This is a genomic window from Pseudazoarcus sp. NS34 (assembly GCF_059703725.1).
The window spans coordinates 90,838-115,997 of the sequence record NZ_BAAKIZ010000002.1; the positions used below are offsets into that span (position 1 = coordinate 90,838).

General features: G+C 64.4%; 24 protein-coding genes. 8 read left to right on the forward strand and 16 right to left on the reverse strand.

Features of this window, described 5'->3' with window-relative positions; genetic code table 11:
- Positions 1 to 42 precede the first annotated feature (42 nt).
- Genes bioC through bioA form a run of 4 tightly spaced genes read right to left on the reverse strand, consistent with a single transcriptional unit; the run spans position 43 to position 4,028 of the window.
- The gene (gene bioC, locus AC6H0N_RS06760; RefSeq protein ID WP_497573335.1) at positions 43 to 831 is read right to left on the reverse strand and encodes a malonyl-ACP O-methyltransferase BioC; all 789 of its coding nucleotides are present in this window, start codon (positions 829 to 831) and stop codon (positions 43 to 45) included.
- On the reverse strand, positions 824 to 1,558 hold the full coding sequence (locus AC6H0N_RS06765) for an alpha/beta fold hydrolase (RefSeq protein WP_497573336.1): 735 nt from the start codon (positions 1,556 to 1,558) through the stop codon (positions 824 to 826). Before AC6H0N_RS06765 ends, bioC begins: the two co-directional genes overlap by 8 nt.
- Entirely contained in the window at positions 1,558 to 2,718 is a 1,161-nt protein-coding gene (gene bioF / locus AC6H0N_RS06770; RefSeq protein WP_497573337.1) for an 8-amino-7-oxononanoate synthase, read from the reverse strand. Before bioF ends, AC6H0N_RS06765 begins: the two co-directional genes overlap by 1 nt.
- Positions 2,715 to 4,028, reverse strand: coding sequence for an adenosylmethionine--8-amino-7-oxononanoate transaminase (gene bioA / locus AC6H0N_RS06775; RefSeq protein WP_497573338.1), 1,314 nt, complete (start codon positions 4,026 to 4,028; stop codon positions 2,715 to 2,717). The genes bioF and bioA overlap by 4 nt, the downstream gene beginning before the upstream one ends.
- Positions 4,029 to 4,339: 311 nt before the next feature.
- Here bioA and AC6H0N_RS06780 point away from each other — a divergent pair, with 311 nt between their 5' ends.
- The 4 genes from AC6H0N_RS06780 (at position 4,340) to AC6H0N_RS06795 (ending at position 8,324) form a co-directional block, all read left to right on the forward strand.
- Positions 4,340 to 5,146 carry a Stf0 family sulfotransferase gene (locus AC6H0N_RS06780; RefSeq protein WP_497573339.1) on the forward strand — a complete coding sequence of 269 codons (807 nt, stop codon included), beginning with the start codon at positions 4,340 to 4,342 and terminating at the stop codon, positions 5,144 to 5,146.
- Positions 5,147 to 5,948: 802 nt separating this feature from the next.
- The gene (locus AC6H0N_RS06785) at positions 5,949 to 6,272 is read left to right on the forward strand and encodes a hypothetical protein (RefSeq protein ID WP_497573340.1); all 324 of its coding nucleotides are present in this window, start codon (positions 5,949 to 5,951) and stop codon (positions 6,270 to 6,272) included.
- A 131-nt stretch (positions 6,273 to 6,403) separates the two neighbouring features.
- Positions 6,404 to 7,189 (forward strand): peroxide stress protein YaaA, encoded by a 786-nt coding sequence (gene yaaA / locus AC6H0N_RS06790; RefSeq protein WP_497573341.1) that lies wholly within the window; start codon positions 6,404 to 6,406, stop codon positions 7,187 to 7,189.
- Between the two features lie 13 nt (positions 7,190 to 7,202).
- On the forward strand, positions 7,203 to 8,324 hold the full coding sequence (locus AC6H0N_RS06795) for a M14 family metallopeptidase (RefSeq protein WP_497573972.1): 1,122 nt from the start codon (positions 7,203 to 7,205) through the stop codon (positions 8,322 to 8,324).
- Between the two features lie 51 nt (positions 8,325 to 8,375).
- Here the strand turns inward: AC6H0N_RS06795 and AC6H0N_RS06800 are convergent, their stop codons facing one another.
- The 9 genes from AC6H0N_RS06800 to amrB form a co-directional block, all read right to left on the reverse strand.
- Positions 8,376 to 9,299 carry a glycosyltransferase family 2 protein gene (locus AC6H0N_RS06800; RefSeq protein WP_497573342.1) on the reverse strand — a complete coding sequence of 308 codons (924 nt, stop codon included), beginning with the start codon at positions 9,297 to 9,299 and terminating at the stop codon, positions 8,376 to 8,378.
- The gene (locus tag AC6H0N_RS06805) at positions 9,296 to 10,219 is read right to left on the reverse strand and encodes a Gfo/Idh/MocA family protein (protein WP_497573343.1); all 924 of its coding nucleotides are present in this window, start codon (positions 10,217 to 10,219) and stop codon (positions 9,296 to 9,298) included. Before AC6H0N_RS06805 ends, AC6H0N_RS06800 begins: the two co-directional genes overlap by 4 nt.
- Entirely contained in the window at positions 10,213 to 10,752 is a 540-nt protein-coding gene (locus AC6H0N_RS06810) for a dTDP-4-dehydrorhamnose 3,5-epimerase family protein (RefSeq protein ID WP_497573344.1), read from the reverse strand. The genes AC6H0N_RS06805 and AC6H0N_RS06810 overlap by 7 nt, the downstream gene beginning before the upstream one ends.
- A gap of 61 nt (positions 10,753 to 10,813) precedes the next feature.
- Complete coding sequence (serB, locus tag AC6H0N_RS06815; protein WP_497573345.1) at positions 10,814 to 11,641, reverse strand: phosphoserine phosphatase SerB; 828 nt, start codon at positions 11,639 to 11,641, stop codon at positions 10,814 to 10,816.
- Positions 11,638 to 12,717 carry a 3-deoxy-7-phosphoheptulonate synthase gene (locus tag AC6H0N_RS06820; protein WP_497573346.1) on the reverse strand — a complete coding sequence of 360 codons (1,080 nt, stop codon included), beginning with the start codon at positions 12,715 to 12,717 and terminating at the stop codon, positions 11,638 to 11,640. The genes serB and AC6H0N_RS06820 overlap by 4 nt, the downstream gene beginning before the upstream one ends.
- Before the next feature lie 174 nt (positions 12,718 to 12,891).
- Positions 12,892 to 16,356, reverse strand: coding sequence for a transcription-repair coupling factor (gene mfd, locus AC6H0N_RS06825; protein ID WP_497573347.1), 3,465 nt, complete (start codon positions 16,354 to 16,356; stop codon positions 12,892 to 12,894).
- A gap of 58 nt (positions 16,357 to 16,414) precedes the next feature.
- Positions 16,415 to 16,996, reverse strand: coding sequence for a hypothetical protein (locus AC6H0N_RS06830; protein WP_497573348.1), 582 nt, complete (start codon positions 16,994 to 16,996; stop codon positions 16,415 to 16,417).
- Positions 16,983 to 17,630 (reverse strand): dienelactone hydrolase family protein, encoded by a 648-nt coding sequence (locus AC6H0N_RS06835; RefSeq protein ID WP_497573349.1) that lies wholly within the window; start codon positions 17,628 to 17,630, stop codon positions 16,983 to 16,985. Before AC6H0N_RS06835 ends, AC6H0N_RS06830 begins: the two co-directional genes overlap by 14 nt.
- A gap of 27 nt (positions 17,631 to 17,657) precedes the next feature.
- The gene (gene amrB / locus AC6H0N_RS06840) at positions 17,658 to 18,491 is read right to left on the reverse strand and encodes an AmmeMemoRadiSam system protein B (RefSeq protein ID WP_497573350.1); all 834 of its coding nucleotides are present in this window, start codon (positions 18,489 to 18,491) and stop codon (positions 17,658 to 17,660) included.
- Between the two features lie 146 nt (positions 18,492 to 18,637).
- Between amrB and ispD the strand changes: the two genes are divergently transcribed.
- Genes ispD through thpR form a run of 3 tightly spaced genes read left to right on the forward strand, consistent with a single transcriptional unit; the run spans position 18,638 to position 20,377 of the window.
- A complete protein-coding gene (gene ispD / locus AC6H0N_RS06845; protein WP_497573351.1) occupies positions 18,638 to 19,351 on the forward strand; it encodes a 2-C-methyl-D-erythritol 4-phosphate cytidylyltransferase in 714 nt (237 codons plus the stop codon).
- Positions 19,348 to 19,836 (forward strand): 2-C-methyl-D-erythritol 2,4-cyclodiphosphate synthase, encoded by a 489-nt coding sequence (gene ispF / locus AC6H0N_RS06850; RefSeq protein ID WP_497573352.1) that lies wholly within the window; start codon positions 19,348 to 19,350, stop codon positions 19,834 to 19,836. Before ispD ends, ispF begins: the two co-directional genes overlap by 4 nt.
- Complete coding sequence (gene thpR / locus AC6H0N_RS06855) at positions 19,826 to 20,377, forward strand: RNA 2',3'-cyclic phosphodiesterase (RefSeq protein ID WP_497573353.1); 552 nt, start codon at positions 19,826 to 19,828, stop codon at positions 20,375 to 20,377. Before ispF ends, thpR begins: the two co-directional genes overlap by 11 nt.
- A gap of 77 nt (positions 20,378 to 20,454) precedes the next feature.
- On the opposite strand, the gene AC6H0N_RS06860 is transcribed toward thpR, so the two are convergent.
- From AC6H0N_RS06860 to AC6H0N_RS06870, 3 genes are all read right to left on the reverse strand, one after another.
- Positions 20,455 to 20,883: a host attachment protein gene (locus tag AC6H0N_RS06860; RefSeq protein ID WP_497573354.1), complete on the reverse strand. Its 429-nt coding sequence runs from the start codon at positions 20,881 to 20,883 to the stop codon at positions 20,455 to 20,457.
- A gap of 296 nt (positions 20,884 to 21,179) precedes the next feature.
- A complete protein-coding gene (locus AC6H0N_RS06865) occupies positions 21,180 to 21,971 on the reverse strand; it encodes a M90 family metallopeptidase (protein ID WP_497573355.1) in 792 nt (263 codons plus the stop codon).
- A complete protein-coding gene (locus AC6H0N_RS06870; protein WP_497573356.1) occupies positions 21,964 to 22,854 on the reverse strand; it encodes a DMT family transporter in 891 nt (296 codons plus the stop codon). Before AC6H0N_RS06870 ends, AC6H0N_RS06865 begins: the two co-directional genes overlap by 8 nt.
- 102 nt (positions 22,855 to 22,956) lie before the next feature.
- On the opposite strand from AC6H0N_RS06870, the gene AC6H0N_RS06875 reads away from it, so the two are divergent.
- On the forward strand, positions 22,957 to 25,158 hold the full coding sequence (locus AC6H0N_RS06875) for a RelA/SpoT family protein (protein ID WP_497573357.1): 2,202 nt from the start codon (positions 22,957 to 22,959) through the stop codon (positions 25,156 to 25,158).
- Positions 25,159 to 25,160: the final 2 nt, after the last annotated feature.

Consider the following 25,160-nt stretch of genomic DNA (forward strand, 5'->3'; position numbering starts at 1 on the left):
CGGAAACGCCCGTCCCTCGCGCCGTTGCGGTGTCGTTGTGGTTCAGGTGCGTCGCAGTGCGAGCAAGACCACGTCGTAGCTTGCCGGTAATAGCCCTGCGGCGTCCCGGTGTGTTTCGTAAGCGTTTTCAAGCTGCCGCCATTGTGGCCGATCAAGCGGCCTGCGCGGTGCAGTATTAATGCGGTGAGCGCCGATTCCCTTGAGGTGGGCAATCACCCCGCGCAAATCCGGCGCTCGCACGTAGGCCATCTCGCGCTGCATGGTGAGCACATCGAAACCTGCCGAATTCGCGATCTGCGCCCATTCTTCTGCGGCGCGGAAATCGAGCACGTGCGGCTGATCGTCGACCTGCGCAAAGGCTGCGCGCAATTCATGCAGGGTGGCCGGGCCGAGGGTGGCGATCCAGGCTGTTGCTCCGCGACGCGCTACCCGCGCGAATTCGCCCAGCGCGCGGGCAGGCTCGCACCACTGCAACGCCAGGCTCGACCACAGCGCATCTACACAGGCGTCGCGCAGCGGCAGCGCCTGTACGTCGGCGCACAGCGGCAGCGCGGCGTTGCGCGACACGGCACGTTGCAGCATGGACGGTGCGAAATCGATGGCAATCCGTTCGGCTCCCGGAAAGCGCTCGGCCAGCCGTTCCAGCCCGTAGCCGGTGCCGCAGCCTGCGTCGACTACGCGCTGCGGCGCATCCAGCGGCGGGCAGGTTTGCATCAGTGTCGCGAGCCGTGCGCAGATCTCGCGCTGAACGCCGGCCGCGCCGTCGTAGCTTGCCGCCGCGCGGTCGAAAGCGCGTCGCACGGCGCGTGCTGCGTCCGCCACATCAGTCACGCAGTGCCTCCTGGATAACCCGCGCACAGGCTTCGGGTTGCGAGACCATCGGTGCGTGGCCGCAGCCATCGAGGATCTCGATGCGCGCATGGGGCAGGGCATGGGCCAAGCACTCTCCGGCCGCCAATGGCATCACTGCATCGTCACGACCATGGATCAGGTGCACTGGCACGCGGACGTCCGGCACGCTCGAACGCAGGTCGGTTTCGGCCAATATGCGCAGTCCGTCCGCCAGGGCGTCACGGTGGTATTCGCCGGGGGCACACACGGCCCGGCTGAGCGAATGCACCACGCCGCGTCGTTGGCTCTCGCCCAGCGCCTGCAGCGCGAGAAAGCGGCGCAGCGTGGAATCGGGGTCGCTGTGGAAGCCTGTGGCAAAGCTGCTCACCGTGTCTGCATCAAGCCCGTGCGGCCAGTCGTCGGCGCAGACGAACTTCGGGCTGGCGCCGAACAGCACCAGCGCTTTGAAACGCTTCGGGTGGCGCCGTGCCAGATCGAGCGCGATCATGGCGCCGAGCGACCATGCGCCGAGCACGCAGCGCTCGGGCAAGTCCGCCAGCACGGCGTCGCTCCAGGCCTGCAGTGTCTTGCCAGGCGAAGCGGTGCCGTCGTGGCCGGGCAAGGCGGGGGTGGCGACGATGCGTGGCGAGAGGCAGATGCGCAGCCCGTTCCAGATGCGCGGCGTCATGCCCCAGCCGTGCAGCACGACCAGCGGGATGTCAGCCATCAGAAATCCTCGAGCGCGTTGAGCAGGTTGGCCAGCCGCAACACGTCCTCCATCTCGTGCCGCGCCGAGATCGACACGCGCAGCCGCGCAGTGCCGGCCGGCACGGTTGGCGGGCGGATGGCGGGCACGATCACGCCGGCGTCGCGCAGCGCTTCGGCCACGCGCAGCGCCTCGGCGTTGTCGCCGATCACCACCGGCTGGATGGCCGTGCGCGAAGGCAGCAGATTCCAGCGTTTGAGTTTGAGCGTGTGGCGGAAGGTTTCGATCAGCGCGCGCAGTCTGTGGCGGCGGAAGTCGCCCTGTTCGATCAGGTCGAGTGAGGTGAGCAGCGCCTCGGCCAAAGCCGGCGGTGAGGCGGTGGTGAAGATGCCCGTACGCGCCTTTTGCAGCAGCCATTCGATCACGTCGGCGTGACCCGCCGCGAAGGCGCCTGAAACGCCGGCAGCCTTGCCCAGCGTGCCGATTAGGATAACGCGCCACGAGTCCAGTCCGGCCTCGGCCAGCGCGCCGCGCCCCTGCGGGCCAAGCACGCCGAAGCCATGAGCGTCGTCCACCAGCAGCCAGGCGTCGTGCTCCTCGGCCAGTTCGAGCATGCGCGCCAGCGGGGCGATGTCGCCGTCCATGCTGAACACGCCGTCGGTCACGATCAGCTTGCGCGGCGCCTGCGTGGCTTTGAGTGCGCCTTCGAGCGCGGTTAAGTCGTTGTGCGGGTAGCGGATCAAGGTGGAACGCGACAGCACCGCGCCATCAACCATCGAGGCGTGGATCAGCTTGTCGGCAAAAATCACGTCGCGGCGGCCGACCAGCGCCGGGATTACGCCGACGTTGGCCATATAACCGGTGGTGAAATACAGCGCACGCTCGCAGCCGGTGAAGGCCGCCAGCCGCGCTTCCAGCCGATCGTGCACGTCGTAGTGGCCGCTCACCAGGTGTGAGGCGCCGGAGCCGGTGCCGTACTTCACTATGCCTTCGAGCAGTGCCTTGGCTATCGCCGGGTCGGCCGCCAGCCCGAGGTAGTCATTGCTGCAGAACGACAGCAGCTCCTTGCCCGCCACGCGCATCTTCGGCCCGCAGGGGAGCTCGTTGGCGCGGCGCACGCGACGCAGGCTTTCGGCGTCGAGCGCGGCGAGGTCTGCGCGCAGGTCGTCAAGCAGGCTCATGAGCGTTCCAGCGCAGCGGCGGCGCCGTCGACCAGCTGAGTGGTGAGGTCTTGGTCGAGGACGTAGGGCGGCATGAAGTACACGGTATTCCCGATCGGGCGCAGCAACACACCATGCTCCATGCCGGCGGCGAAGAAGCTGCGTGCGAAGTCAGTAGCCGGGTAGGCCACGTCGAAGGCCGCGATCATGCCGCACTGGCGCAGATGGCGCACGCGCGGATGCGCGCCGAAGCGCTCGCTGAGCAGCCGGCCCAGCGTCGCGGCGCGCTCGCGGTTGGCGGCAATCACGTCGTCCTGCTCGAAAATGTCCAGTGTTGCCAGCGCCGCGCGGCAGGCCAGCGGGTTGCCGGTGTAGGAATGTGAGTGCAGAAAGGCGCGGCTCGCTGCGTCCGCATAGAAGGCCTGATACACACGGTCGGTGGACAGCACCAGCGACAGCGGCAGATAGCCACCCGAAATACCCTTGGACAGGCACAGCAGATCCGGCCAGATGCCGGCCTGCTCGCAGGCAAAGAAGGTCCCTGTGCGTCCACAGCCCACGGCAATCTCGTCGGCCACCAGCAACACTTCATATCGATCGCACAGCGCTCGGGCCAGTCGCAGGTACTCCGCGTCGTACATCACCATGCCCGCCGCACCTTGAACCAGCGGCTCGATGATCAGCGCCGCAGTGCTGGCGTGGTGCTGCTCCAGGTGCGCTTCCAGCGTTGCTGCCGCGCGCCGAGCAACGTCGCTCGCCGTCTCGCCGTCCTGTGCTGCACGTGCGTCGGGCGATGGCACGGCGTGGCCGCTGCGCACCAGCGGTGCATAGGCGTCGCGGAAGATGGGCACGTCTGTCACCGCCAGCGCGCCCACCGTCTCGCCGTGGTAGCCGCCCGCCAGCCCGACGAACTCGCATTTCTCCGGCCGACCCAGGTTGCGCCAGTAATGCGCCGCCATCTTCAGCGCGATCTCGGTGGCCGAAGCGCCGTCCGAGGCATAAAAGGCATGGCCCAGCTGCTTGCCGGTCATCGCCGTCAGCCGCTCCGATAGCTGGACCACCGGCTCATGCGTGAAGCCCGCCAGCATCACGTGTTCCAGCGTGTCGAGTTGCTCGCGCAGTGCCGCGTTGATGCGCGGATTGCAATGCCCGAACAGATTCACCCACCACGAGCTGATGCCGTCAATCAGCCGCCGTCCGTCCGCGTCGATCAACCACGGGCCTTCGCCACGCACCACCGGCACCAGCGGGAAACGCTCGTGCTCCTTCATCTGCGTGCAGGGGTGCCAGACGCTGGCCAGTGAGCGGTCGAGCAGGGACGGTGCGGGCATGTGAATCCGGCGAATGCAGCGAAACCTCAGGATGTTCCGCAAACGAAGCAGGGGTGTCAAACCTTGCTTCCCGGTTTTCTCCGGCAGCGCGTGCGGGGCGAACCAGAAAGGCGTCTGCCGGCCGTGCTGCTCCGAGCGCTTTGCAGTTTGGACGATGCGCTGCAGCGGTGTTCGGCCCCGGCTTTGTGTAAATGATGTTGTGATCGCCTTCCAGCGGCTTGTCGAGGCGTTACGGTTTTGTCTGACCCCAGTGAGCGTGCCAACACCGCTCCATCTGATCTGCGTGATGCAAAACAACAAAGGGTGACGACATGCATCTCTATCAAAACCAGTTCGCCGAAGTTCACGACCTCCCCAAAATGGACAAGCCATCAAAGGTATTGGTCATCGCCTCGACTGCCCGCTGCGGAAGCCACATGCTTGGTCACGCACTGCATCAGACGGGGAGATTCGGTTTTCCGCTGGAGTACGCGAACCCGGTGAACCTCGCGGAATGGCGGAAGCGTCTGGGAGTGAATGATTTCGAACAGGTGATGACCGAGATACAGCAGCGCAGGACATCCCCCAACGGCGTATTCGGCATCAAGATTCATTACCCGCACATCCAGCAGTTCGGTGGTTTCGAGAGCCTGACCCGGTTCTTTCCCGATGCCCACTACGTCCTCCTGTCACGGAGGGACGTGCTCAGTCAGGCCGTTTCGCACTCCATCGCCAGCCAGACGGGCGTGTGGATCGCCGGTCAGGAACCGGTCAATGATGACCCCAAGTACGACTTCGACCACATCGACGCCTGCCTGCGCCAGGCCATCCTCAACACATCCTCATGGCGCTACACACTCGCGGCCAGCGGGTGCAACTACATCGAGATGGATTTCGACAAGGTCCGTCACGACCCGGCCGGCTCGATAAAGCACATCGCCGATTTCATTGGCATCGAGATCGACCCCGTCGAAATACCGCAAGAGCAGGTCACGAAGAAACAGGGCAGCGATCGAAACGCCGAGTGGGCGAAGCGCTTCATTTCCGAGTTCAACTACTCACTTGAACTTGTGGGCAATGAAGACTCCGGTTTCGTCTGTAAAATCCGTCAGGCAGTCAAGAAGTTGTTCTGCGCGTGACGACCGCGCTCTTCGAAAGCCCTGCCCTAGGCTGTCTGCCCAGCCGGCACGAATGGCTTAGGTGGTGTGGTGAACAGCGCACGCTGCGCGACGTTGATGCGCGGGTCGCAGTGCCCGAACAGATTCACCCACAAAAATCTGATGCCGTCGGCCGTCCGCGTCGAGCAGCCTGAGCTCCTCGCTGCGGGCAATGGGTAACTGCAGAAAGCGCTTGTGCTCGTTCGTTTGCGTGCGGCGATGCCAGACGCAAGCCTGATAGCGGTCGAGTAGGGAGCGAGAGGGGTGGGAGATCATTAGATGCTGCGTAACGGCGCGATGTTCCGCAAACGGGGAAGGGCGTAAAACGTGGTGATGAGTCGCGGGTCGTTCGTCATTGCGATCGGGACGTGAAGCAATTTTTGATGGAGCGTGGAATATGTGTTTGACGCAATGTAGTAAGGGCGCTAAATTGAGATACGGTTTAGGTTGATTGGAATAGGGTGATGGGTTGTCTAGGTAATTCTATGTGCGTAAATTTTCCATTTATTATGTTTTTGGTTTTAATTAAAAATTAAAATATGGATTGACTGGCGATGGCTGGAAAAGTTTGTCCGAATTGTAGAAAGAAAACCTTCTTCCAAACTGCGACTGGTCGGAGTTGTACAAACTGTGGCTATGTCATGGTTACTCCGGCTAATGAGGGGAGAGGTGGGCGTGGCACTAGATGTTCAAACTGCAACAGACTAATGGTCTTTGGGAATAGATGTAGAAATTGCGCCGCCACCTACTTTAGGTTTTAAGTAAAGCTATACGGATGAATTTGATGAAAAAAATAATTTTTATTATTATGTCTTTTTTAATTTTATCTGCATCTAATTTTGCTTTTTCTAAAGCTCCATTGAGCTTTAAGAAGGGCGTTATTTTTTGCGACACCCTTCAAGATGCGAAAAAGTTGTATTCAGCGATAGTGCGGAAAGATATGGACGTTTTGGTGGTTATGCTTATGGTTAGTAAAGTATGTGTAGCTCCAGAAAGTTTGATGCGTGGCTACTTTGTGAGAGAGCACGGTGAGAATTTTTTGGAAGTCGAGCTAATTACGGCAATTGGAGACTATCCGGCTTTTGTGCATAAGAAGATGGTTGACTGAATAATTATGGGACGAAAATAGAGTGTGAAATGATGGCAGGCTCAAGTATTTCGGGTTCTCTGGACCGTTTACACACAATGTAAAACCCCTCGTCGTTTTCTACCATCTACCATCTCCCATCAAGCAGCCCCATGATCTTCGTCCTCTCCCCAGCCAAAGCCCTCGACTACGAAACCCCGCCGGCCGTCGCCAAGCACACCCAGCCTGACCACCTCGACGCCTCCGCCGAGTTGATCGACATCCTGCGCGAGCTATCGCCACAGGAAGTCAGCAAGCTCATGAACCTGTCGGATCAGTTGGCGACGCTGAACGTGGCGCGCTATCAGGAGTGGGCGCGGCCGTTTACGCCGGCGAACGCCAAGCAGGCGGTGCTGGCTTTCAACGGTGATGTGTATGAGGGGCTGAATGCGTCGTCGCTGTCGGCGAAAGATCTGGACTGGGCGCAGCAGCATCTGCGCATTCTGTCGGGCCTGTACGGCGTGCTGCGGCCGCTGGATCTGATGCAGGCCTACCGGCTGGAGATGGGCACGAAGCTGCACACGTCGGCGGGCAAGACGCTGTATGCGTGGTGGGGCGAGCGCATTACCGAGGCGCTGAACAAGCTCATCGCTGAGGGGGAGCAGGCAGGCGAGGGGGCCGTGTTGGTGAATCTGGCGTCCGACGAGTACTTCAAGTCGGTGAAGCCGGCGAAGCTCAAGGCGCGCGTCGTGACGCCGGTGTTCCAGGACTGGAAGAACGGGCAATACAAGATCATCAGTTTCTATGCCAAGCGCGCACGCGGCCTGATGGCGCGTTACGCCATCACCAAGCGCATTACCGACGTGAACGGCCTCAAGAGCTTCGACGCCGAGGGCTACGCCTTTGCGTCGGATGTGTCGGACGCCGACCGGCTGGTGTTTCGTCGGCGGGTGGATTGACATGAGCAAAACGCTGCGCATTGTCAGCGGTTTTGATTCGGGCAGCGTCGAAGTCGTCGATTTGTCCGACCCGACCAATATCCGTCTGCGCCTGCGCAACGACAACGCAGCCGACATCCGACAGTGGTTCCACTTCCGCCTGCTCGGGGCGGAGAGGCAGCCGGTACGCATGGTGTTCGAGAACGCGGCAATCGCGACCTATGCCGACGGCTGGCCGGGGTATCAGGCGGTGGCGTCGTATGACCGACGGGACTGGTTCCGCGTGCCCACCCGCTATGAGGACGGCCGGCTCATCATCGAACACACGCCGGAGCAGGGCAGCGTGTTTTATGCGTATTTCGAGCCGTACTCGCACGAGCGGCATCTGGATTTCGTGACGCAAGCCGCGCAGTCACCGTTTGCCAGTGTCGATAGCCTGGGCGGCACGGTGCAGGGGCGCGAGCTCGACCGTCTGGTGATCGGCGAAGCGCTGCCGGGCCGTGTGCCGGTGTGGGTGATCGCCCGCCAGCATCCGGGAGAGACCATGGCGGAGTGGTTTGTCGAAGGCTTCGTAGAGCGCTTGCTAGATACATCAGACCCGGTTGCGCGCTGCATCCGCGAGCGGGCAGTGGTGCATGTGGTGCCGAATATGAACCCGGACGGGGCGGTGCTGGGCAACCTGCGCACCAACGCCGCCGGGCGCAATTTGAACCGCGAATGGTTGGACCCTGACGCGGCGGAGAGCCCCGAGGTGTTTCTGGTGCGCCGCGAGATGCAGAAAACCGGCTGCGCGCTGTTTCTCGACATCCACGGCGACGAGTCACTGCCGTATGTGTTCTTCTCCACCGCTGACGATGTTCCGGGTCTGCCACCCGAACTGGCCGCGCAACAGGCGCGCTTCATCGCCGCCGTGCAGGCCGCCAGCCCCGATTTCCAGACCGAATACGGTTACGAGAACGGCCGTTTTCGCGAGGACGTGCTCAAGCTCGCCAGCAAGTGGGCCGCGCATCACTTCAAGTGCCTGTCACTGACGCTGGAAATGCCCTTCAAGGACAACGCCAATCTGCCCGACGTGCGCACCGGCTGGAACGGCGCGCGCAGCAAGCGGCTGGGTGAGGCGATGTTGGGGGCGGTGCTGGAACACCTGCAAGGTTGAGGCGGCGTCAGCATTCAGAGGCCTTAAGTGCCGCCTCTGGCCGGCGATCGTTCAGCCAGCGAATAGTCGTGCGATGCGCCGGAACGGACGGGCGAGCCTTCTGAGCGGGCGCGTGCTGGTTTTATCAAGCCACGCTTCCCGCTTCCGGATGTGTTTTCGCACGGCCTGGCGTTGCACCTCAAGCTGCGTTTGTTCTTCTGGCGCTACGCCGTAGCACAGCGTCAGCTCGGCGAGCGGAGCAAATGCCTGCTCGATGAGGGCGCAGCGTTGTTGCGCATCGCGCACGCGCGGCCACCACAGTGCCAGCTCGGCAATACGTTCGGGGATTGACCAGTCACGTCTGTGAACGGACGCCAGGTGACACACGGTTGGCCATTTCAGCGAGGTGTAGCGACACCAGGGCTGATCCAGGAACTGCAGCCAGAAGTGCAGATCGGTGTTGAAGCCTGGCGGGGCAGGAAACCAGCCGCGCGGCAGGCGTCGGTAGGCTTCGAGCGTGTGGCCGCCGCTGGCGAGCCCAAAACCGGCGCGGAGTTGGCGCATGCGTTTGATCTGATCGGGCAGGCGGGCGTCGTACATGCGTGTTGCGGCGCTGCCGTCCGGGTTGATGTTGATCTGCATGGTGTGAGCAAGGTCGTTCTGCTCCAGCATGGAGGCCATGCGCTCTAGGTGTTCCGGAAACCACAGGTCATCGTCCGACTGGTAACAGATGTAGCGTCCGCGGGCGTCCTGCAGCGCCGCATGGCGTAGCGCTTCGCCGTGGCGCTCGCCCTTCGGGTTGTCGAAGAAGCGGATGCGCGCGTCGCGCGCCATCAGCTCTGCAACCACTTCGCGTGTGCGCTCGGGCACACCGTCGCCGACGATGAAGAGTTCGAAATCCTGGCGCGTCTGCCACTGCACGCTGGCTACCGAGTACAGCAAGGTATCGGCGTGGTTGTGGGTCGGGATGAGTACGGTGAAAGTCGGAGCGCTCATGCGTCCAACCCCGCGAGATGGCGCAGTTCGGCGATGCGCTCGACGACCAGCAGCCCCTCGGCTGCGCTGCTTTTCGGCGGCGGCGCAGCCCCTCGCACGTAGGCGACGAAGGCTTCAAGCTCCTTGTAGAGCGGCATTTCCTGCTCGACCGGCTGCAGTTCGGGTGGAGGCGGCGGTGTAAGAGTGGTTGCGCCCTCGGTGCGCAGCACGACCACCGCTTCGTCATACGCGTCGCCGATGCTCGCCACGCCGTCGCGGCAGCGCACTTCAACGCTTCGGCTGTGCTTCGGGGAGCGGATACCGACTTCGCTTTCCATCCATACGCCGTCGGATTGCAGAAAGCCGGTGAGGCCGATCAGTTCGCCCTCGCGCGTTTCTGCGAACGCCGCTTTGGCCTCTGGCACGAATCCGAGGATTTCCAGCGCGATGGTGAGATCGTGCGGCAGCAGGATCCAGTCCATGCTGACATCGGCGTGGGGGCACTGCCACTGCACGCGGCGCGTCTTGATGCCTAGCACGGGGCCGAGTTCGCCAGAGCGTGCGATGTCGCGCAGCGCAAGAATCCCGGCGTGGTAACGCCACTTGTCCATCACGAAGATGCGCTCACCGGCCAGATCGACCAGACGGCGCGCGGCAGCAACATCCGGCGTGAGCGGCTTTTCGCAGAAGATCGGTTTGCCACTGGCGACTAGCGATTCGAGCACCGGCGCGTGCAGAACGGTCGGTACCGCCACTACATAGCCGTCGGCTTCAGGCAGGTCGTCGAGCGTCGGAACAATGGTGTCGGCCTTGCCGGCAAGCGCATTGGCGCGGCTGCTCTCGCCGGGGGCGACGGCACTGACGTGCGCGCCGAGTGTCTTGAGATCACGCAGGATGTGCCTGCCCCAGTTACCGCAACCGATCAGCCCGATTTTCACCATGAGCGATCCTCCCGATGGCGTAGCTGATCGAGCAGCACGGCCAATGATTCGGCCTGTTGGTCGCGCGGTGACAGCAACGGGTTCGTTATGCCCCAATCCAGCTTGAGATCCGGGTCATTCCAGCGGCAGCCGAGCTCGTCGAGCACGGGATCCCAGTAATGGGTCACCGAATACAGCATCTCGGCAGCTTCGGGGAAATGGAAGCCATGGGCAACGCCGACCGGAACGGTGACCAGGGTGAGATCCTCTCCGCGCAGTTCGACGATGCGCGACTTCATGAATCCGGGCGTGCCTTCGCGCAGGTCGCACAACCCCAGATGCATGGTGCCGCGCAGCACCAGCAGGTAGTCGACGTGATGCACGTGGACGTGCACACCGCGTAGCACCTTGGGTCGGGAGCGCACGAAATTCCACTGCACGGGCGGCAGGTCGTCGCCCAGCCATTCGTTGCGGAAGACTTCGGTCAAGATGCCCCGGTCGTCGCCATGGCTGTTCAGTTTGCGAAAGGTCACAGGAGGCGGGGCGGTTGGCATGGAGCGGTCCGGTGGGGAGATGCAGTGACCCTGCGATTTTTACAGCACGGCGGAGTTGCGATCAATCGAGCAGATGGAGTATTCCGTCGAGCCCGGCGTGGTCCAGACACACGTCGGCAACCGAGCGCAGTGTGGGTTTGGCGCGGTAGGCCACGGCGAGACCGGCTTCACGCAGCATCAGCAGGTCGTTGGCGCCGTCGCCGAAGGCGATGGTCTGTTCCTGAGCCAGTCCGAGCTGATGGCGCGCATCGCGCAGCACGGCGGCCTTGGCGGCGGCATCGACGATAGGGCCGCTGATGCGGCCGGTGAGTTTGTCGTCGCGCACTTCGAGTGCGTTGGCGTGGGCTGCGTCAAAGCCCAGACGGGTCTTGAGGCGTTCGGTGAAGTAGGTGAAACCGCCGGATACCAGCACGGTGTGAATGCTGGCTGCCTTGAGTGCGGCGATCAGGGTTTCGGCGCCCGGGTTGAGGTGCAGGCGCTGCGCATAAACCTCCGCCAGCGCGCTCTCCGGCAGGCCTTCGAGCTGGGCGACGCGGCGCGTCAGGGATTCGGCAAATTCGATCTCGCCACGCATGGCGGCTTCGGTGATGCGCGAAACTTCTTCTTTGCGGCCCGCCAGGTCGGCGACTTCGTCGATGCACTCGATGTCAATCAGCGTCGAGTCCATGTCGGTGACGAACAGGCCATAGTCGGCGAGTTTGCGCCCCAGTGTGGCGCAGCAGTCCAACTCGAGGTCGCGGCACAGGGCGGCCAGTTGCAAGGTGTGGTGGGCGTTGTCGAGCCGGCAGGCTTGCGCGCCCAGCGCGGTGACGGCATTGGCGCCGGCAGCGGTGCGCAGGGCTTGCAGCGTGTCGGGCGCGAGTGGTGCGCCCTGCACGACGAGATTCATCCCAGGCGGCTCCGCAGGGCACCGGATTCACTCAGCACGCGATGCGCCTCGCGCAGCATGCTCTCGGTGGCGTCCCAGTCCACACAGCCGTCGGTGACCGAACAGCCGTACTTGAGTTGCGACAGGTCCGCCGGAATCGACTGGTTGCCGGCTTCGATGAAGCTCTCGACCATGGTGCCGACGATGGAGCGGTTGCCTTCGCGGATCTGGTGCACCACATCTTTCATGACCAGCGGCTGCAGCTCGGGCTTCTTCCACGAGTTGGCGTGCGAGCAGTCGACGACAATGTTCTGCGCCAGCTTGGCTTTCTCGAGTGCCTGCTCGGCCAGCTTGATGGATACCGAATCGTAGTTCGGCCGCCCGCCACCACCGCGCAGCACGACGTGGCCATGACGGTTGCCGCGGGTGCGCACGACGCTGGTCACGCCGCGGCTGTTGATGCCGAGGAAGCTGTGCGGCGCGGAGGCCGACAGGATGGCGTTGGTGGCCACGGCCAGATCACCGTCGGTGGCGTTCTTGAAACCGACCGGGGTGGACAGGCCGGAGGACATCTCGCGGTGAGTCTGCGACTCGGAGGTGCGGGCGCCGATGGCGGTCCACGCGATCAGATCGCCGTAGTACTGCGGTGCAATCGGGTCCAGCGCTTCGGTGGCGGCGGGCAGGCCGATTTCATTGACGTCGAGCAGGAAGCGGCGCGCCTTTTCCATGCCTTCGTCGATGCGGAAGGAGTCGTCCATGTACGGATCGTTGATGTAGCCCTTCCAGCCCACCGAGGTGCGCGGCTTCTCGAAGTACACACGCATCACGATGAGCATGGTGTCGGCCACTTCGTCGGCGACCTTCTTCAGACGCCGCGCGTAATCCAGCCCGGCTTCCGGATCGTGGATGGAGCACGGGCCGATGACCACGAACAGACGCGGATCCTTGCGGTCGAGGATGTCGCACAGCGTGCGCCGGCCGGCCACGACGGTCTGCGTCGCACGCTCGGTGAGCGGCACTCGGGCGATGATTTCCTCGGGCGAGGGCATCGGATCAAACGCGGCGATGTTGAGGTTTTCGGTCTGGGCTGCGGACATGCGGGTTCCCGGTTTCAGGTGGGGCAGGGGGCGCATTGTAACGCGTGGCCTTCGCGGGAGTCGGGTGCGGACACAACAGTGTCCCCCGATGCTAGCCGGCTCGGCGCGCAAGAAAAAATTGATTGGCCGGATGAACCGGATAGAGGTTGCCTATACGACAAGCTCGTGCCCGGATCAGGCCTTCACCGACTCCAGTAGCAGCCGCACCGCCGCTGCGCGCATGCGCAGTTCGGGTAGCGCGATCTTCTGTACCAGCTTGTCCTGGCCGGCCATGCGCGTGTTGCGGTCCTTCTGGATCAGCATGATCACCTTGGTCGGGTCGATCGGCGCTTCGGGGCCGAACTGCACGCTGATCTGGTGCTCGGAGGCGTCGAGCTTCTGGATGTTCCAGGGCTTCATCTGGATGCGCAAGCGGTGCGTTTCGAGCAGCGCCTGGGTCTGCTCGGGCATGTCGCCAAAGCGGTCGATGAGTTCTTCCTGCAGGTCGCGCAGATCGTTCTCGGTGTCGCAGTTGGCCAGGCGCTTGTATAGCGTCAGGCGCTCCTGCACGTCGGGGCAGTAGGCGTTGGTCAGCAACGCCGGGGTGTGCAGGTTGATCTCGGTGACGACGTCCAGCGGGTCGGCCAGATTCGGTTCCTTGCCGGCCTGCAGGTCGCGCACGGCGCGCTTGAGCATCTCGCTGTAGAGCGAGAACCCGATCTGCTGCATCTCGCCCGACTGGTTCTCGCCCAGCACTTCGCCTGCGCCACGGATTTCGAGGTCGTGCATGGCCAGATAGAAGCCCGAGCCGAGTTCTTCCATGGCGGTGATGGCTTCCAGGCGCTTCTTGGCCAGCGCCGAGGGCTTGGCGTCCGAATCCGTCAGCAGATAGGCGTAGGCCTGGTGGTGGCTGCGCCCGACGCGACCGCGCAGCTGGTGCAGCTGGGCCAGGCCGAAACGGTCGGCGCGGTTGATGATGATGGTGTTGGCACTGGGAATGTCGATGCCGGTCTCGATGATGGTGGTGCACAGCAGCAGGTTGGTGCGCTGCTGCGTGAATTCGCGCATCACGCGCTCCAGCTCACGTTCCGGCAACTGACCGTGGCCTACCGAGATGCGCGCCTCGGGGATCAGCTCATTGAGCTTCTGGCGCATGTTCTCGATGGTGTCGACCTCGTTGTGCAGGAAGTACACCTGCCCGCCGCGCTTGAACTCGCGCATCACGGCCTCGCGCACGATGCCCTTGCTGTGGGCATGCACGAAGGTCTTGATGGCCAGCCGCTTCTGCGGCGCGGTGGCGATGATCGAGAAGTCGCGCAGGCCCTCCAGTGCCAGCCCCAGCGTGCGAGGGATCGGCGTGGCGGTGAGCGTGAGCACATCCACCTCCGCACGCATGCGCTTCATGGCTTCCTTCTGGCGCACGCCGAAGCGGTGCTCTTCGTCGATGATGACCAGACCGAGTCGCTTGAACTTGACGTCCTTCTGCAGCAGCCGGTGGGTGCCGATGATGATGTCGACCTTGCCTTCACCCAGCTGCGCCAGCGCCTCGTTCTGCTCCTTGGCGGACTTGAAGCGCGACAGCTCGGCAACTTTCACCGGCCAGTCGGCAAAGCGGTCGGCAAAGGTCTGATAGTGCTGTTCGGCCAGCAGCGTGGTCGGCGCCAGCACCACCACCTGCATGTTGCCGGACACGGCGACAAAGGCCGCGCGCAAGGCGACTTCGGTCTTGCCGAAGCCCACGTCGCCGCATACCAGGCGGTCCATTGGCCGGCCGGACTTCATGTCGGTCACCACCGAGTCAATGGCGGCCTGCTGGTCGGGCGTGGTCTCGAAGCCAAAGCCTTCGGCGAAGGCCTCCAGATCGTGCTGGCGGAAATCGAAGCGGTGGCCGGCGCGCGACTCGCGCTGGGCATACAGCGCCAGCAGTTCGGCGGCGGTGTCGCGGATCTGTATTGCAGCCTTGCGCTTGGCCTTTTCCCACTGGCCGGAGCCCAGCCGGTGCGGCGCGACGGCTTCCGGGTCGGCGCCGGCGTAGCGCGAAATCAGGTGCAGTTGCGATACCGGCACATACAGCTTGTCGCCGCTGGCGTATTCGAGGTGCAGGAATTCCGTGTCGCCTTCGCCCAGGTCCATGTGGATCAGGCCGACGTAGCGGCCGATGCCGTGCGAGGCGTGCACCACCGGGTCGCCCGGCTTGAGCTCGGACAGATCACGCAGCCAGCCTTCGACGCTGGCCGCCTTGCGGTTGCCGCGACGACCGCGCGTGCGGGCGGTGGCGGCGTACAGCTCGGCCTCGGTGACGATGGCGAGCTTGGCCTGCGGCAAGGTGAAGCCATTGAGCAGCGGCGCAACACCCAGCGCAAAGGCCTCATCGGCGGCAAGGAAGCCCGCGAAATCACCGCTTGCTGCGGGCTTGAGCCCGTACTCGGCCAGATACTCGACCATGGTCTCGCGCCGACCCGGCGACTCCGCCAGCAGCAGCACGCGCCCGCCGGACATCGCCCAGTCGCCCGCGAGCAAGTCCTTGAGCTTGTGCAGCGGGTCGGTGGCCTTGCGCTCGACGGCAACCTCGGGCGGCGCCTCGGAGGCGCGCGGCGCGTCATCCGCCGCACCTTCGTTGGCCGGGATCGACAGACCGGGCAGGGCCTTCAGCGCGGTGAAGAACTCTTCCTGGCCGAGAAACAGCGCAGTCGGCTTCATCACTGGCCGGCTGCGATCACCGGCGTGGAAGTCGTAGCGCTGGCGCGCATCGCGCCAGAACTCGTCGATGGCGGCCGGCACGTCGTGGTGCAGCATCACCACCGCGTCGTCGGGCAGGTAGTCGAGCAGCGTGGCGGTTTCGTCGTGGAACAGCGGCAGGAAGTATTCGATGCCTGCCGGCGCGATGCCGTTGGAAACGTCCTTGTAGAGCTGCACGCGCGACGGATCGCCCTCGAAGGTCTCGCGGAAGCGGCTGCGGAAGGCGGTACGCGCCTTCTCGTCGAGCGGAAACTCGCGCGCCGGCAGCAGGCGGATCTCCGGCACGGGGTAGACGGTGCGCTGGGTGTCAGGGTCGAAAGTCTTGATGCTCTCGATTTCGTCGTCGAACAGATCGATGCGCAGCGGCAGGCTGGAGCCCATCGGATACAGGTCGATCAGGCCGCCACGCACCGAAAATTCGCCGGGGCTGACCACCTGCGTGACGTGGGCGTAGCCGGCAGTGGCCATCTGCATGCGCAGCTTGTCGACGTCCAGCCGCTCGCCCTGCTTGAGGAAGAAGGTGTAGGCGGCGAGAAAGCTCGGCGGCGCCATACGGTACAGCGCCGTGGATGCCGGCACGATGACCACGTCGGCCTCGCCACGCGTGAGCGAGTACAGCGTGGCCAGCCGCTCGGAGATCAGGTCCTGGTGCGGCGAGAAGCTGTCGTAGGGCAGCGTCTCCCAGTCCGGGAACAGATGCGCGCGCAGGTCCGGCGCGACCCAAGCCAGTTCGTCGTGCAGGCGCTGCGCCTCGGGCGGGTTGGCGCAGATCAGCAACAGCGTGCGACCGCGCGCCGCGAAATGCGCCACCGCCAGCGCGTCGGACGAGCCGGCGAGCAGGGGCAGGGTGTGGCGCACGCCGGCCTTCGGAAACGACAGGGCAGCGAGCTCGGGCAGCAGCGATTCGGGCTTGAGCGACATCAGCGGGGATTGGGCGGGGCGGAGAGCAAGCCGCGAATTATAGGCGAAGCGAAGCTGATCAGCGGGGTGCAACCAGCTTCCAGCGCGACAGCCAGGGATGGCCGACGATTTCGCAGCCGAGTTCAGTGAGCCAGTCGCCGACGCGGCGGTTGGAGTTGTCGCCGACGGTGTAGGGGCGCGAGTCGGCCACGAAGCTCACGCCATAGGTGGCGTTGTAGAGCACTTCGACAGGGCGCTCGAAGGGTTGATCGAGCATGGCGCGCAGACGCTGCAGCCGAACGGCTTCAACGCGGATTTCAGTGCTGCCACGCACCGCTACCGTGAGCTGTTCCAGCGCGCTGTCCAGGTCTCGTGCGTCGTGCAAGTACTGGCGACCCAGCACGGCGTCGGTCTTGCGGAACAGTGCACGAAAGCCGGTGGCGAGGTCGGTACGGCCCAGCGCGTAGTACTCGCGGTCACCCCACGAATAGCGCGTCATGCCGTCGATGTGGGGCATCAGCAGGCTGGAGTGCTTGCCGTGATCGAGAACGAAGACACTGACCGGTTCCAGCGGCTCGGGCGGCGGCACGATGCGTGCCGAACAGCCGGCCAGCAGCAGCGCGAAAGACAGCAGCAGTACTGCGCGATCAAGGCTGATCATCTTCCGGCGCGGGTTCGACGTCGCGCCAGTGGGCAATCCATTCCATTGCCAGCGTGGCGGCGTGGTTCAAGGCCTCCTCGGCAGGCAGGCGTTGCAGGTCGTGCTCGGCCGGCAACTCGGCCTGGGCGCGTTCGATGATGGCCAGATTGGGGTCGTCCTGCGACACGATGATGCGTGTCGGAGCCACCAGCCTGGCAAGCGGCTCGGCCCCGGCGAGATCCATGCGTCCACCGAGGCAGACGATGGCGCGGAAGATCTCAGGGGCTCGGCTGGCGGCCCGCACCGCAGCGCCGCAGGCGGTGGCGCGTGCGATCAGGAACAGCGGAATGGTCTTGAGATCCGGCTGATGGGCTGACCATTCGGCCGCCGCCAGCACGCGTGTTGCCAGCAGCGGGATGTTGAACGGCGCATCCGGGTCGCGCTCGGCTTCGGTTTCGGTCAGCAGGTCGAGCAGCAGGCTGGCAAACCCATGCTCGTGGAGTGCGTCGATGAGGCCTGGCGCCTCGGGCGGCTCATGAGCGTCATCAGCGCCAATGACGATGGCCAGCCCCCGGACTTCCGGCGAATGGCGCAATCGCGCGAGCAGCCAGTGGCCGTCGGCCGGTAATGCGATGTGCGAATCGCGCAGTTTCACGTGCAAGCCTCGGCAGATTTGTTGGCGTCAATGCCTCAGAGCATGCACGGATTCGGACGGAAACTCCACGAAGGCAACGCTGGCGTAGCCGACCACTCGGCAGCGGTCGCCGGCCGTGTCGCCGGAGTTGCGCAGATCGAGCAGATAGGGTTCCAGCCCGCGCCGCGCGGCAAGCGTGAGCAGGCCGTTCAGCGCGTGCGCACCACAGGCTTGTTCGCCATGCAGGCAAGGGCGCAGGTCGAGCATCTGGCGCGCGGTCGAGCGGTCGAGCGCGCGCGAATCCTCGTAGCCCAGGTAATGCGACAGGTCGGAGCTGATGACGATCAAGGTCTCGGGCCCACCCCACAGGATCTCGAGCAGATCGGCGATGTCGTCGGGCGTGGAAGTGCCGACCAGCAGCGGCACGAGCTCGAAGTCGTCGAGCATGGTCTGCAGGAACGGCAGCTGTACTTCGAGGCAGTGTTCCTGGGCATGCGGGCGATCATCGACGCTGACGTCCGGCAGGGTCTGCAACATCGTGGTGGTGCGCAGGTCGACCGGCACTACACCCAGCGGTGTGGCAAAGCCCTGCGCTGCCGGCAGCACGCAGCCTTGCACGGCCATGCGATGAGCCGGGCCGAGCAGCACCACACGACGCACCTGCTTGCGCAGGGCCTGCACCGGTGCGTAGCCGTTGGCGGCGATCATGCCGGAGTAGATGTAGCCCGCATGCGGCACCACCACCGCCTTTGGCGGCGTCGTGAGTTCTTCGGCCGGCATTGCTGCGGTCAGCATTTCATTGACCTGGTTGCGCAGCAGTTCGGGGTCCGAGGGGTAGAAATGCCCGGCAACGGCTGCCGGGCGTATCGAGGCGATGGCCATGGCTCTCCTTGCTCAAGCTGGGGCCCGGGCGCGGTAAACGTCCGGGGTGAAAACCATTATAGGAAGTCGCGGTGGTCTTGCTGCGGGACTGCGCGGGAGCGTCGCAATTCGCTGTTCTCGGCGCGGCCTGCATTAGAATCCGCGCCATGCAACACACATCCGCCCGCCACTTCGCGCTCGTTCCCGCTGCCGGTATCGGCAGCCGCATGGGCGCCGAGCGCCCCAAGCAATACCTGCCGCTGGCCGGCCGGCCGCTGATTGCGCACACGCTCGAAGCGCTGTGTGCGGTCGAGGCCATAGACAAGGTTTTCGTCGTGCTGTCGGTCAATGAGCCGGAGTGGGGCAGTCACGACTGGTCAGCGCTCGGCCCGAAGCTGGTGCCCTTGTTCTGTGGCGGCGCCACGCGTGCGGCCAGCGTGCTCGGCGGTTTGCGCGCGATTGCCGGCGAGGTCGAGCAGCATGACTGGGTGCTGGTGCATGACGCCGCGCGGCCATGTATCGCACCCTGGCACGTGGACAAATTGATTACCGAGCTGGCGGGAGACGAGGTCGGTGGTTTGCTGGCGGTGCCGGTGGCCGATACGCTCAAGCGCGGCGATGGCCACGGGCGCGTTGCGCAGACCGTTTCGCGAGACGCGCTGTGGCAGGCGCAAACGCCGCAGATGTTCCGCTACGTCATGCTGCGCCGTGCGCTGGAAGATGCGCACGACGTCACCGACGAAGCCAGCGCCATCGAAGCGGCCGGCCTGCATCCGAAACTGGTGCAGGGCGACGCGAGCAACCTCAAGGTGACCTGGCCGGTAGACCTGCACCTGGCCGAATGGATACTCGCGAGCCGTCGCGAGGGAGAAAGGCAATGACGAATCTGCGTATCGGTCAGGGTTTTGACGTGCATGCACTGGTGCCGGGGCGGCCGCTGATCATCGGTGGTGTGACCATTCCGTTCCAGCAAGGTCTGCTCGGCCATTCCGATGCGGATGTGCTGCTGCATGCGGTCACTGATGCGCTGCTTGGCGCGGCTGGCCTGGGCGACATCGGCCGGCTGTTTCCGGACACCGACCCGCAGCATGCCGGCGCGGACAGCCGCGTGCTGCTGCGCGAGGCCTTCGCCCGCGTGGCGCAGGCCGGTTTCCATGTGGTGAATATCGACGCCACCGTGATCTGCGGCGCGCCGAAAATCCTGCCGCATGCGCCGGCCATGGTTGCCAATATCGCGGCCGATCTGGGCATGGATGCGGGGCGCATCAACATCAAGGGCAAGACCACCGAGAATCTCGGTTTCACCGGCCGCGGCGAAGGCATTGCCGCGCAGGTCGTGGCCTTGCTCGAGCTGCGTGAAGCCTGAGGCCGGCGCTGTGCGCGAAGAGCGCGCGCGGGTCTTTTTCGCGCTGTGGCCCGACGCCGAAACCGCAGGTTTGCTGCACGCACTCGCCGAGTCGGAAAGGCTGCGTTTTGGCGGCCGCGTGATGCAGCGCGACAGCTTGCATCTGACGTTGGCCTTTGTCGGTGGCGTTCCGCGGATGCGTATTCCCGAATTGCTGGACGTCGGCGCCGCGGTGACACCACGCGTCATTGATCTGTCGCTCGATGTGCTGGGCGAATGGGCGCGCAAGCACATCGTATGGGCTGGGCCGCAGTCCGTGCCGGAGCCGCTGGCGGAGCTGGCGGCGGAACTGCATCTGAGGCTCGGCGAAGCCGGATTCGCGCTGGAGGCGCGGGCCTTCGTACCGCACGTCACGCTGCTGCGCAATGCCGCCTGCGAGACGCAACGCTCGGTGCTGGCGCCGGCCGTGCAGTGGCGGGCAAGCGGCTTCGTGCTGGTGGAGTCGAAACTGCTGGCATCGGGCGCGCGCTACGACGTGTTGGGGCGCTGGTCGGTTGCGTAAGACGGGCAAGCTGGCGCGCTGCGCGTGAACTGAAAAGCGGGGCCGAAGCCCCGCTGATCAATCTGCGGTTCGTCGCGTCAGACGAACATGCATGATTCCAGTCGTTCGCGGATGCGTGGCTCCGGCGACTTGGTGTAGTCCTTCTCAAAGCGATCGGTGATGAGCTGGGCGGTGGGGTTGTCGAGTACCCCATTCAGCATTCCCATGAAGGCGGGTGGCGCGAAGACGATGGCGCGCGCGTAGGCGTTCTTGGTCCTTCCATGGTAGAGCTCGTGCGCCAACTCCTGCGCGAACACCTTGGCCTCGTGGGCCTTGGGCTCGGTCTGCGGTTGCGTTGCGCCGTGACCGTTCATGCTGCCGGGTCGGTCTGTCACAAGCTCGGAGTTCTTGAAGCGGCTTTCCGGGTGGATCAATTCCTTGACCAGCTTGAGCCCCTTGTTCGGTCCGAGGTGCTCGTACAGCCGTGCAAGGCTGGCATTGGCTACCAGTATCCAGGTGATCGCCATGGGTGTTCCTCCGATGAGTTGCGTGTGTCCGTCCGACGGAATCCGGCGAGGCCGGGCGTGACAGGGGGAGCGTCGTACGCCCGCTCCCCCTAGTCAGTTCTGCACGCTTGGCCCATCGACCGGTGCAGGGTGCGCTAACCGCGCTCAGGTTCCTTTCGGACTTCCTGTGTTGCCATGGAATAGGCAACGATCCCAGCTTAGACCTCCGGTGAAGGGGGGGCAAAGGTGGTCGGTTCCACATCGCAAAATATGACAGCCCCGGCCGCCGTGGTGGCGGAAAAGAATTTTTTCGCGACTCAGTCGCGGAGCGCGGACAGCGGATGAAGGCGTGCCTCTCCTGCCGCCGGGTCAGTGCCGAACAGGTTTGAAAGCTGTTTATAAACAGCAGGATGTGCGTTATTCAGGGCGCCTGGTGCTTCAAAGAAGACTTCCGATGCGACGGCGAAGAACTCGGCCGGGTGCTCGCCGGCGTACGGGTCAAGCAGCGTCGGCAGACCCATTTCCAGCGCCCGGCAGAAGGTGTCGTAGGCGCGTGAGAAATCGCGCGCCCAGTCGTCCTGGGACATGTCGGGAGGCAAGGGCGGGAAGCCGTCGGCGCCGCCGTTGTGCATGTCGAGCTTGTGGGCGAATTCGTGGATGACGACATTCACCACGCTATTTTCGCCGGCCCCATGTTCCCACGACAGCAGCACCGGCCCGTTCTGCCAGGCCTCGCCGAGCACCTCGTCGTTGAACTCGTGCACCACCCCGTCCTCGCCCATCTGCTGGCGCGGAATCACGATCTCGCCCGGATAGATCACGATGCCGATCCACTCGCGATAGGCCTCCAAGCCCACCCGCATGATCGGCAGGCAGGCCTGCAGCGCGATGGTGAGCATCATCTCGTCGGTGATTTCCAGCCCGTGCGCGCCGTGGAATTCCTTGCCGGCCAGAAATCCGCCCGCGAGTTTGCGCAGGCGCGCGCGTTGCTGCGGTTCGAGATAGTCGAGGAAGGGCAGGCCGGCTTCCGCGCGCTGCCACAGTGCTTCGTCGATGTCAGGAACGGTCTGGTCCGTGTGCCCCAGCCAGCGTCGCAGGCGATCAAACACGGCGGTAGCGGCTGGTCAGCCAGATGCCCGACAGGATCAACCCCATGCCGGCGAAGTGGAACCAGTAGGGGCGTTCGCCGAGAAAGAGTGCGGCCAGCAGCGTACCGAAAACCGGCATCAGGTGGATGAACAGCGAGCCCTGGTTCGGGCCGATGGCAGCAACTCCGGCGTTGTAGAACACATGGCCGAGAAAGCCGGGAAAGATACCGACATAAACGATGGCCATCAGCGCCGGCGCGGACATTGCCATGTGCTGACCACTGGCCAGTTCCCAGGCATAGAAGGGGGCCAGTGCGATCAGGCCAACCACGGCGCACACCGCGAACAGCAGCATGGGATGGATCGGCGGGCGCCAGTGCAGGCCGACCGTGTACAAGCCCCACACGACCACGGCTGCCAGCAGCCACAAGTCGCCACGATTGAGCGAGAACGCCAGCAGCGTGTCTAGGTCTCCGCGCCCCACGATCATGCCCACGCCGGCCAGCGACACCGCTACGCCGAGCGCTTCGACGCGGCCGAGCTTGCGCCCGAGCAGCGCGAAGGCCAGCGCGATGGTCATGATCGGAATCACCGAATTGAGGATGGCGGCATTGGTGGCCGTGGTCGAGTGCAGGCCGATGTATACCAACGTGTTGAAGCCGCCGACGCCGAGCAGCCCGAGCACTACCAGCGCCTTCCAGTGCTTCTTCACCAGTGGCCACTGATTGCGCAGATGCGGCAAGGCCAGTGGGGCGACGCAAGCCAGGGCCAGCGTCCAGCGCCAGAAGGCCAAGGCAAAGGGCGGCACGGCTTCATGCACGCCGCGGCCGACGACCATGTTGCCGGACCAGAACAGGGCGGCCAGCGTGAGCAGCAGATAGGGATTGGCGAAGGCTTTGTGCATCGAAACCTGGCAGCCGATTGGGCGCCCGATAATCGCACATCGGGCTGCGGCACGCACGGCGCTGCGGACTTTGGCGGGGGCGCTTGTGGGATAATCTCGCCCATGGTTTCTGTCACGCATGCCGTCTCCGCCGACGCTGACGCGGCCCCGTTGGAACTGCTCGTCGAAGGGCTTGAGCCCGAGGCGCAGCAAGATATCGACGAGGCGCTTGCGCTTGCCCGCGACATCTACTCCGATGAGGTGCTCGGCACCGGTGAATCGGTGTGGACGCATGCGCTGGGTATGGCGCTGATCGTCAGTTCGCTGCGTCTGGACGCTGAAGCGCGCATTGCCGCGGTTCTCTTTGCAGTGCCGGTGTACCGCACCGGCAGCCTGGAGAAGGTGGCCGAGCGTTTCGGCGATTCGGTGGCCGGCATTGTCGAAGGCCTGCGCAAGCTCAACGGCTTGCGCGTGCTGACCCGCGTGCAGGGCAGTGGCGAAGCGTCCGACGTGCGTGCGCAGACCGAATCACTGCGCAAGATGCTGCTGGCCATGGCCGCGGACATCCGCGTGGTGTTGCTGCGGCTGGCGTCGCGCACCCAGACGCTGCGTCATTACGCCGAGCGCAAGTCCGAAGCGCAGGTCGATCTGGCGCGCGAATCACTGGATATCTACGCCCCGCTGGCCAACCGGCTGGGCGTCGGCCAGCTCAAGTGGGAACTGGAAGACCTGTCTTTCCGCTTCCTCGAACCCGCGACCTACAAGCAGATCGCGCGCAAGCTCGACGAGAAACGCGCCGAGCGTGAGGCCTTCATCGAAGAGGCCATTGCGCTGCTGAGCGCCGAACTGGCCGCCGCCGGCATCGACGGCGAGGTGTATGGCCGGCCCAAGCACATCTACAGCATCTACAACAAGATGCGCTCGAAGAAGCTCGATTTCGAGCAGGTATACGACATCCGCGCAGTGCGCGTGCTGGTGCGCAAGGTGAACCATTGCTACAAGGTGCTCGACATCGTGAACCGGCTGTGGGAGCCGATTTCCGAGGAGTACGACGACTACATCAGCAAGCCCAAGGGCAACAACTACCAGTCGCTGCACACCGCCGTGCGCGCCGCAGACGGGCGCGCGCTGGAGGTGCAGATACGCACCCACGACATGCATCGCCATGCCGAATTCGGCGTGGCCGCACACTGGCGTTACAAGGAAGGCGGCAGCGCCGGCGAGGAGTACGACGAGAAGATCGCGCTGCTGCGCAGCCTGCTGTCGTGGCGCGACGAGGTGGCGGACTCAGCCGACTGGGTGGCGCAGTCGCGCCGCGCGGCGCTCGACGACACCATCTACCTGCTTACGCCGCAGGGGCGCGTGATCGACCTGGCCAGCGGGGCGACGCCGGTGGACTTTGCCTACCGCCTGCACACCGATCTGGGCAACCGTTGTCGCGGCGCCAAGGTGGACGGCCATCTGGTGCCGTTGAACACGCAGCTCAAGAGCGGCCAGACGGTCGAAATCGTGGCCGCCAAGGAAGGCGGGCCGTCGCGCGACTGGCTCAATGCTCAGCTCGGCTACACCGCCACCAGTCGCGCCCGCAACAAGATCCGCCAGTACTTCAACCAGCTTGAAGAGTCGGAAATGCTCGCGCGCGGGCGCAGCTTCGTGATCAAGGAGCTGCAGCGCGAGGGACAGACCCAGGCCAACATCGACGACCTTGCCGAGCGACTCGGTTTCAAGGGCGCGGAGGCCTTGTTCGTGGCGGCCGGGCGCGGCGAAGTAGGTGTGCGCGCGCTCCAGAACGCGCTGCGCGGCGGTGCGGCGGAAGAAGCCACCGAGGGTGAGCCGGGCATTGTCGTCGGCCGCAGCCGCTCGGGTGACACCGGCGGCAAGGTGCTGATCGTCGGCGTCGGCAAGCTGATGACCTCGCTGGGGCGCTGCTGCAAGCCGGCGCCGCCGGATGCGATCCAGGGCTTCGTCACGCGCGGGCGGGGGGTGTCGATCCACCGCGTGGATTGCCCCTCATTCCAGAACCTCGTCAAACAGGAACCGGAGCGCGTGGTCGAGGCGGAGTGGGGCGACGACGCCTTCAAGGCGGCGCAGTCCGTGTTCCCGGTGGACGTGCGGGTCGAGGCGCAGGACCGTCAGGGCCTGCTGCGCGACATTTCCGATGTGCTTTCCCGCGAGAAGATCAATGTCACGGCGGTCAACACGCTGACCAAGAAGGGCCGCGCCTTCATGTGCTTTACCTTCGAGGTCGGCGGAGTGGCGCAGATCCAGCACGCCATCCAGTTGATCCGCGAGGTCAGCGGCGTGATCGACGCCCGCCGCAAGTGACC

Excerpts from the sequence above, each read along its gene's own strand:
- AC6H0N_RS06870 (WP_497573356.1), bottom strand. The coding sequence starts at position 22,854 with ATGCACAAAGCCTTCGCCAATCCCTATCTGCTGCTCACGCTGGCCGCC.
- AC6H0N_RS06780 (WP_497573339.1), top strand. The coding sequence starts at position 4,340 with ATGCATCTCTATCAAAACCAGTTCGCCGAAGTTCACGACCTCCCCAAA.
- AC6H0N_RS06860 (WP_497573354.1), bottom strand. The coding sequence starts at position 20,883 with ATGGCGATCACCTGGATACTGGTAGCCAATGCCAGCCTTGCACGGCTG.
- AC6H0N_RS06785 (WP_497573340.1), top strand. The coding sequence starts at position 5,949 with ATGAAAAAAATAATTTTTATTATTATGTCTTTTTTAATTTTATCTGCA.
- AC6H0N_RS06765 (WP_497573336.1), bottom strand. The coding sequence starts at position 1,558 with ATGGCTGACATCCCGCTGGTCGTGCTGCACGGCTGGGGCATGACGCCG.
- ispD (WP_497573351.1), top strand. The coding sequence starts at position 18,638 with ATGCAACACACATCCGCCCGCCACTTCGCGCTCGTTCCCGCTGCCGGT.
- bioF (WP_497573337.1), bottom strand. The coding sequence starts at position 2,718 with ATGAGCCTGCTTGACGACCTGCGCGCAGACCTCGCCGCGCTCGACGCC.
- mfd (WP_497573347.1), bottom strand. The coding sequence starts at position 16,356 with ATGTCGCTCAAGCCCGAATCGCTGCTGCCCGAGCTCGCTGCCCTGTCG.
- AC6H0N_RS06820 (WP_497573346.1), bottom strand. The coding sequence starts at position 12,717 with ATGTCCGCAGCCCAGACCGAAAACCTCAACATCGCCGCGTTTGATCCG.
- AC6H0N_RS06805 (WP_497573343.1), bottom strand. The coding sequence starts at position 10,219 with ATGGTGAAAATCGGGCTGATCGGTTGCGGTAACTGGGGCAGGCACATC.
- serB (WP_497573345.1), bottom strand. The coding sequence starts at position 11,641 with ATGAATCTCGTCGTGCAGGGCGCACCACTCGCGCCCGACACGCTGCAA.
- ispF (WP_497573352.1), top strand. The coding sequence starts at position 19,348 with ATGACGAATCTGCGTATCGGTCAGGGTTTTGACGTGCATGCACTGGTG.
- AC6H0N_RS06810 (WP_497573344.1), bottom strand. The coding sequence starts at position 10,752 with ATGCCAACCGCCCCGCCTCCTGTGACCTTTCGCAAACTGAACAGCCAT.
- bioA (WP_497573338.1), bottom strand. The coding sequence starts at position 4,028 with ATGCCCGCACCGTCCCTGCTCGACCGCTCACTGGCCAGCGTCTGGCAC.
- amrB (WP_497573350.1), bottom strand. The coding sequence starts at position 18,491 with ATGGCCATCGCCTCGATACGCCCGGCAGCCGTTGCCGGGCATTTCTAC.
- AC6H0N_RS06830 (WP_497573348.1), bottom strand. The coding sequence starts at position 16,996 with ATGATCAGCCTTGATCGCGCAGTACTGCTGCTGTCTTTCGCGCTGCTG.
- AC6H0N_RS06875 (WP_497573357.1), top strand. The coding sequence starts at position 22,957 with ATGGTTTCTGTCACGCATGCCGTCTCCGCCGACGCTGACGCGGCCCCG.
- yaaA (WP_497573341.1), top strand. The coding sequence starts at position 6,404 with ATGATCTTCGTCCTCTCCCCAGCCAAAGCCCTCGACTACGAAACCCCG.
- AC6H0N_RS06800 (WP_497573342.1), bottom strand. The coding sequence starts at position 9,299 with ATGAGCGCTCCGACTTTCACCGTACTCATCCCGACCCACAACCACGCC.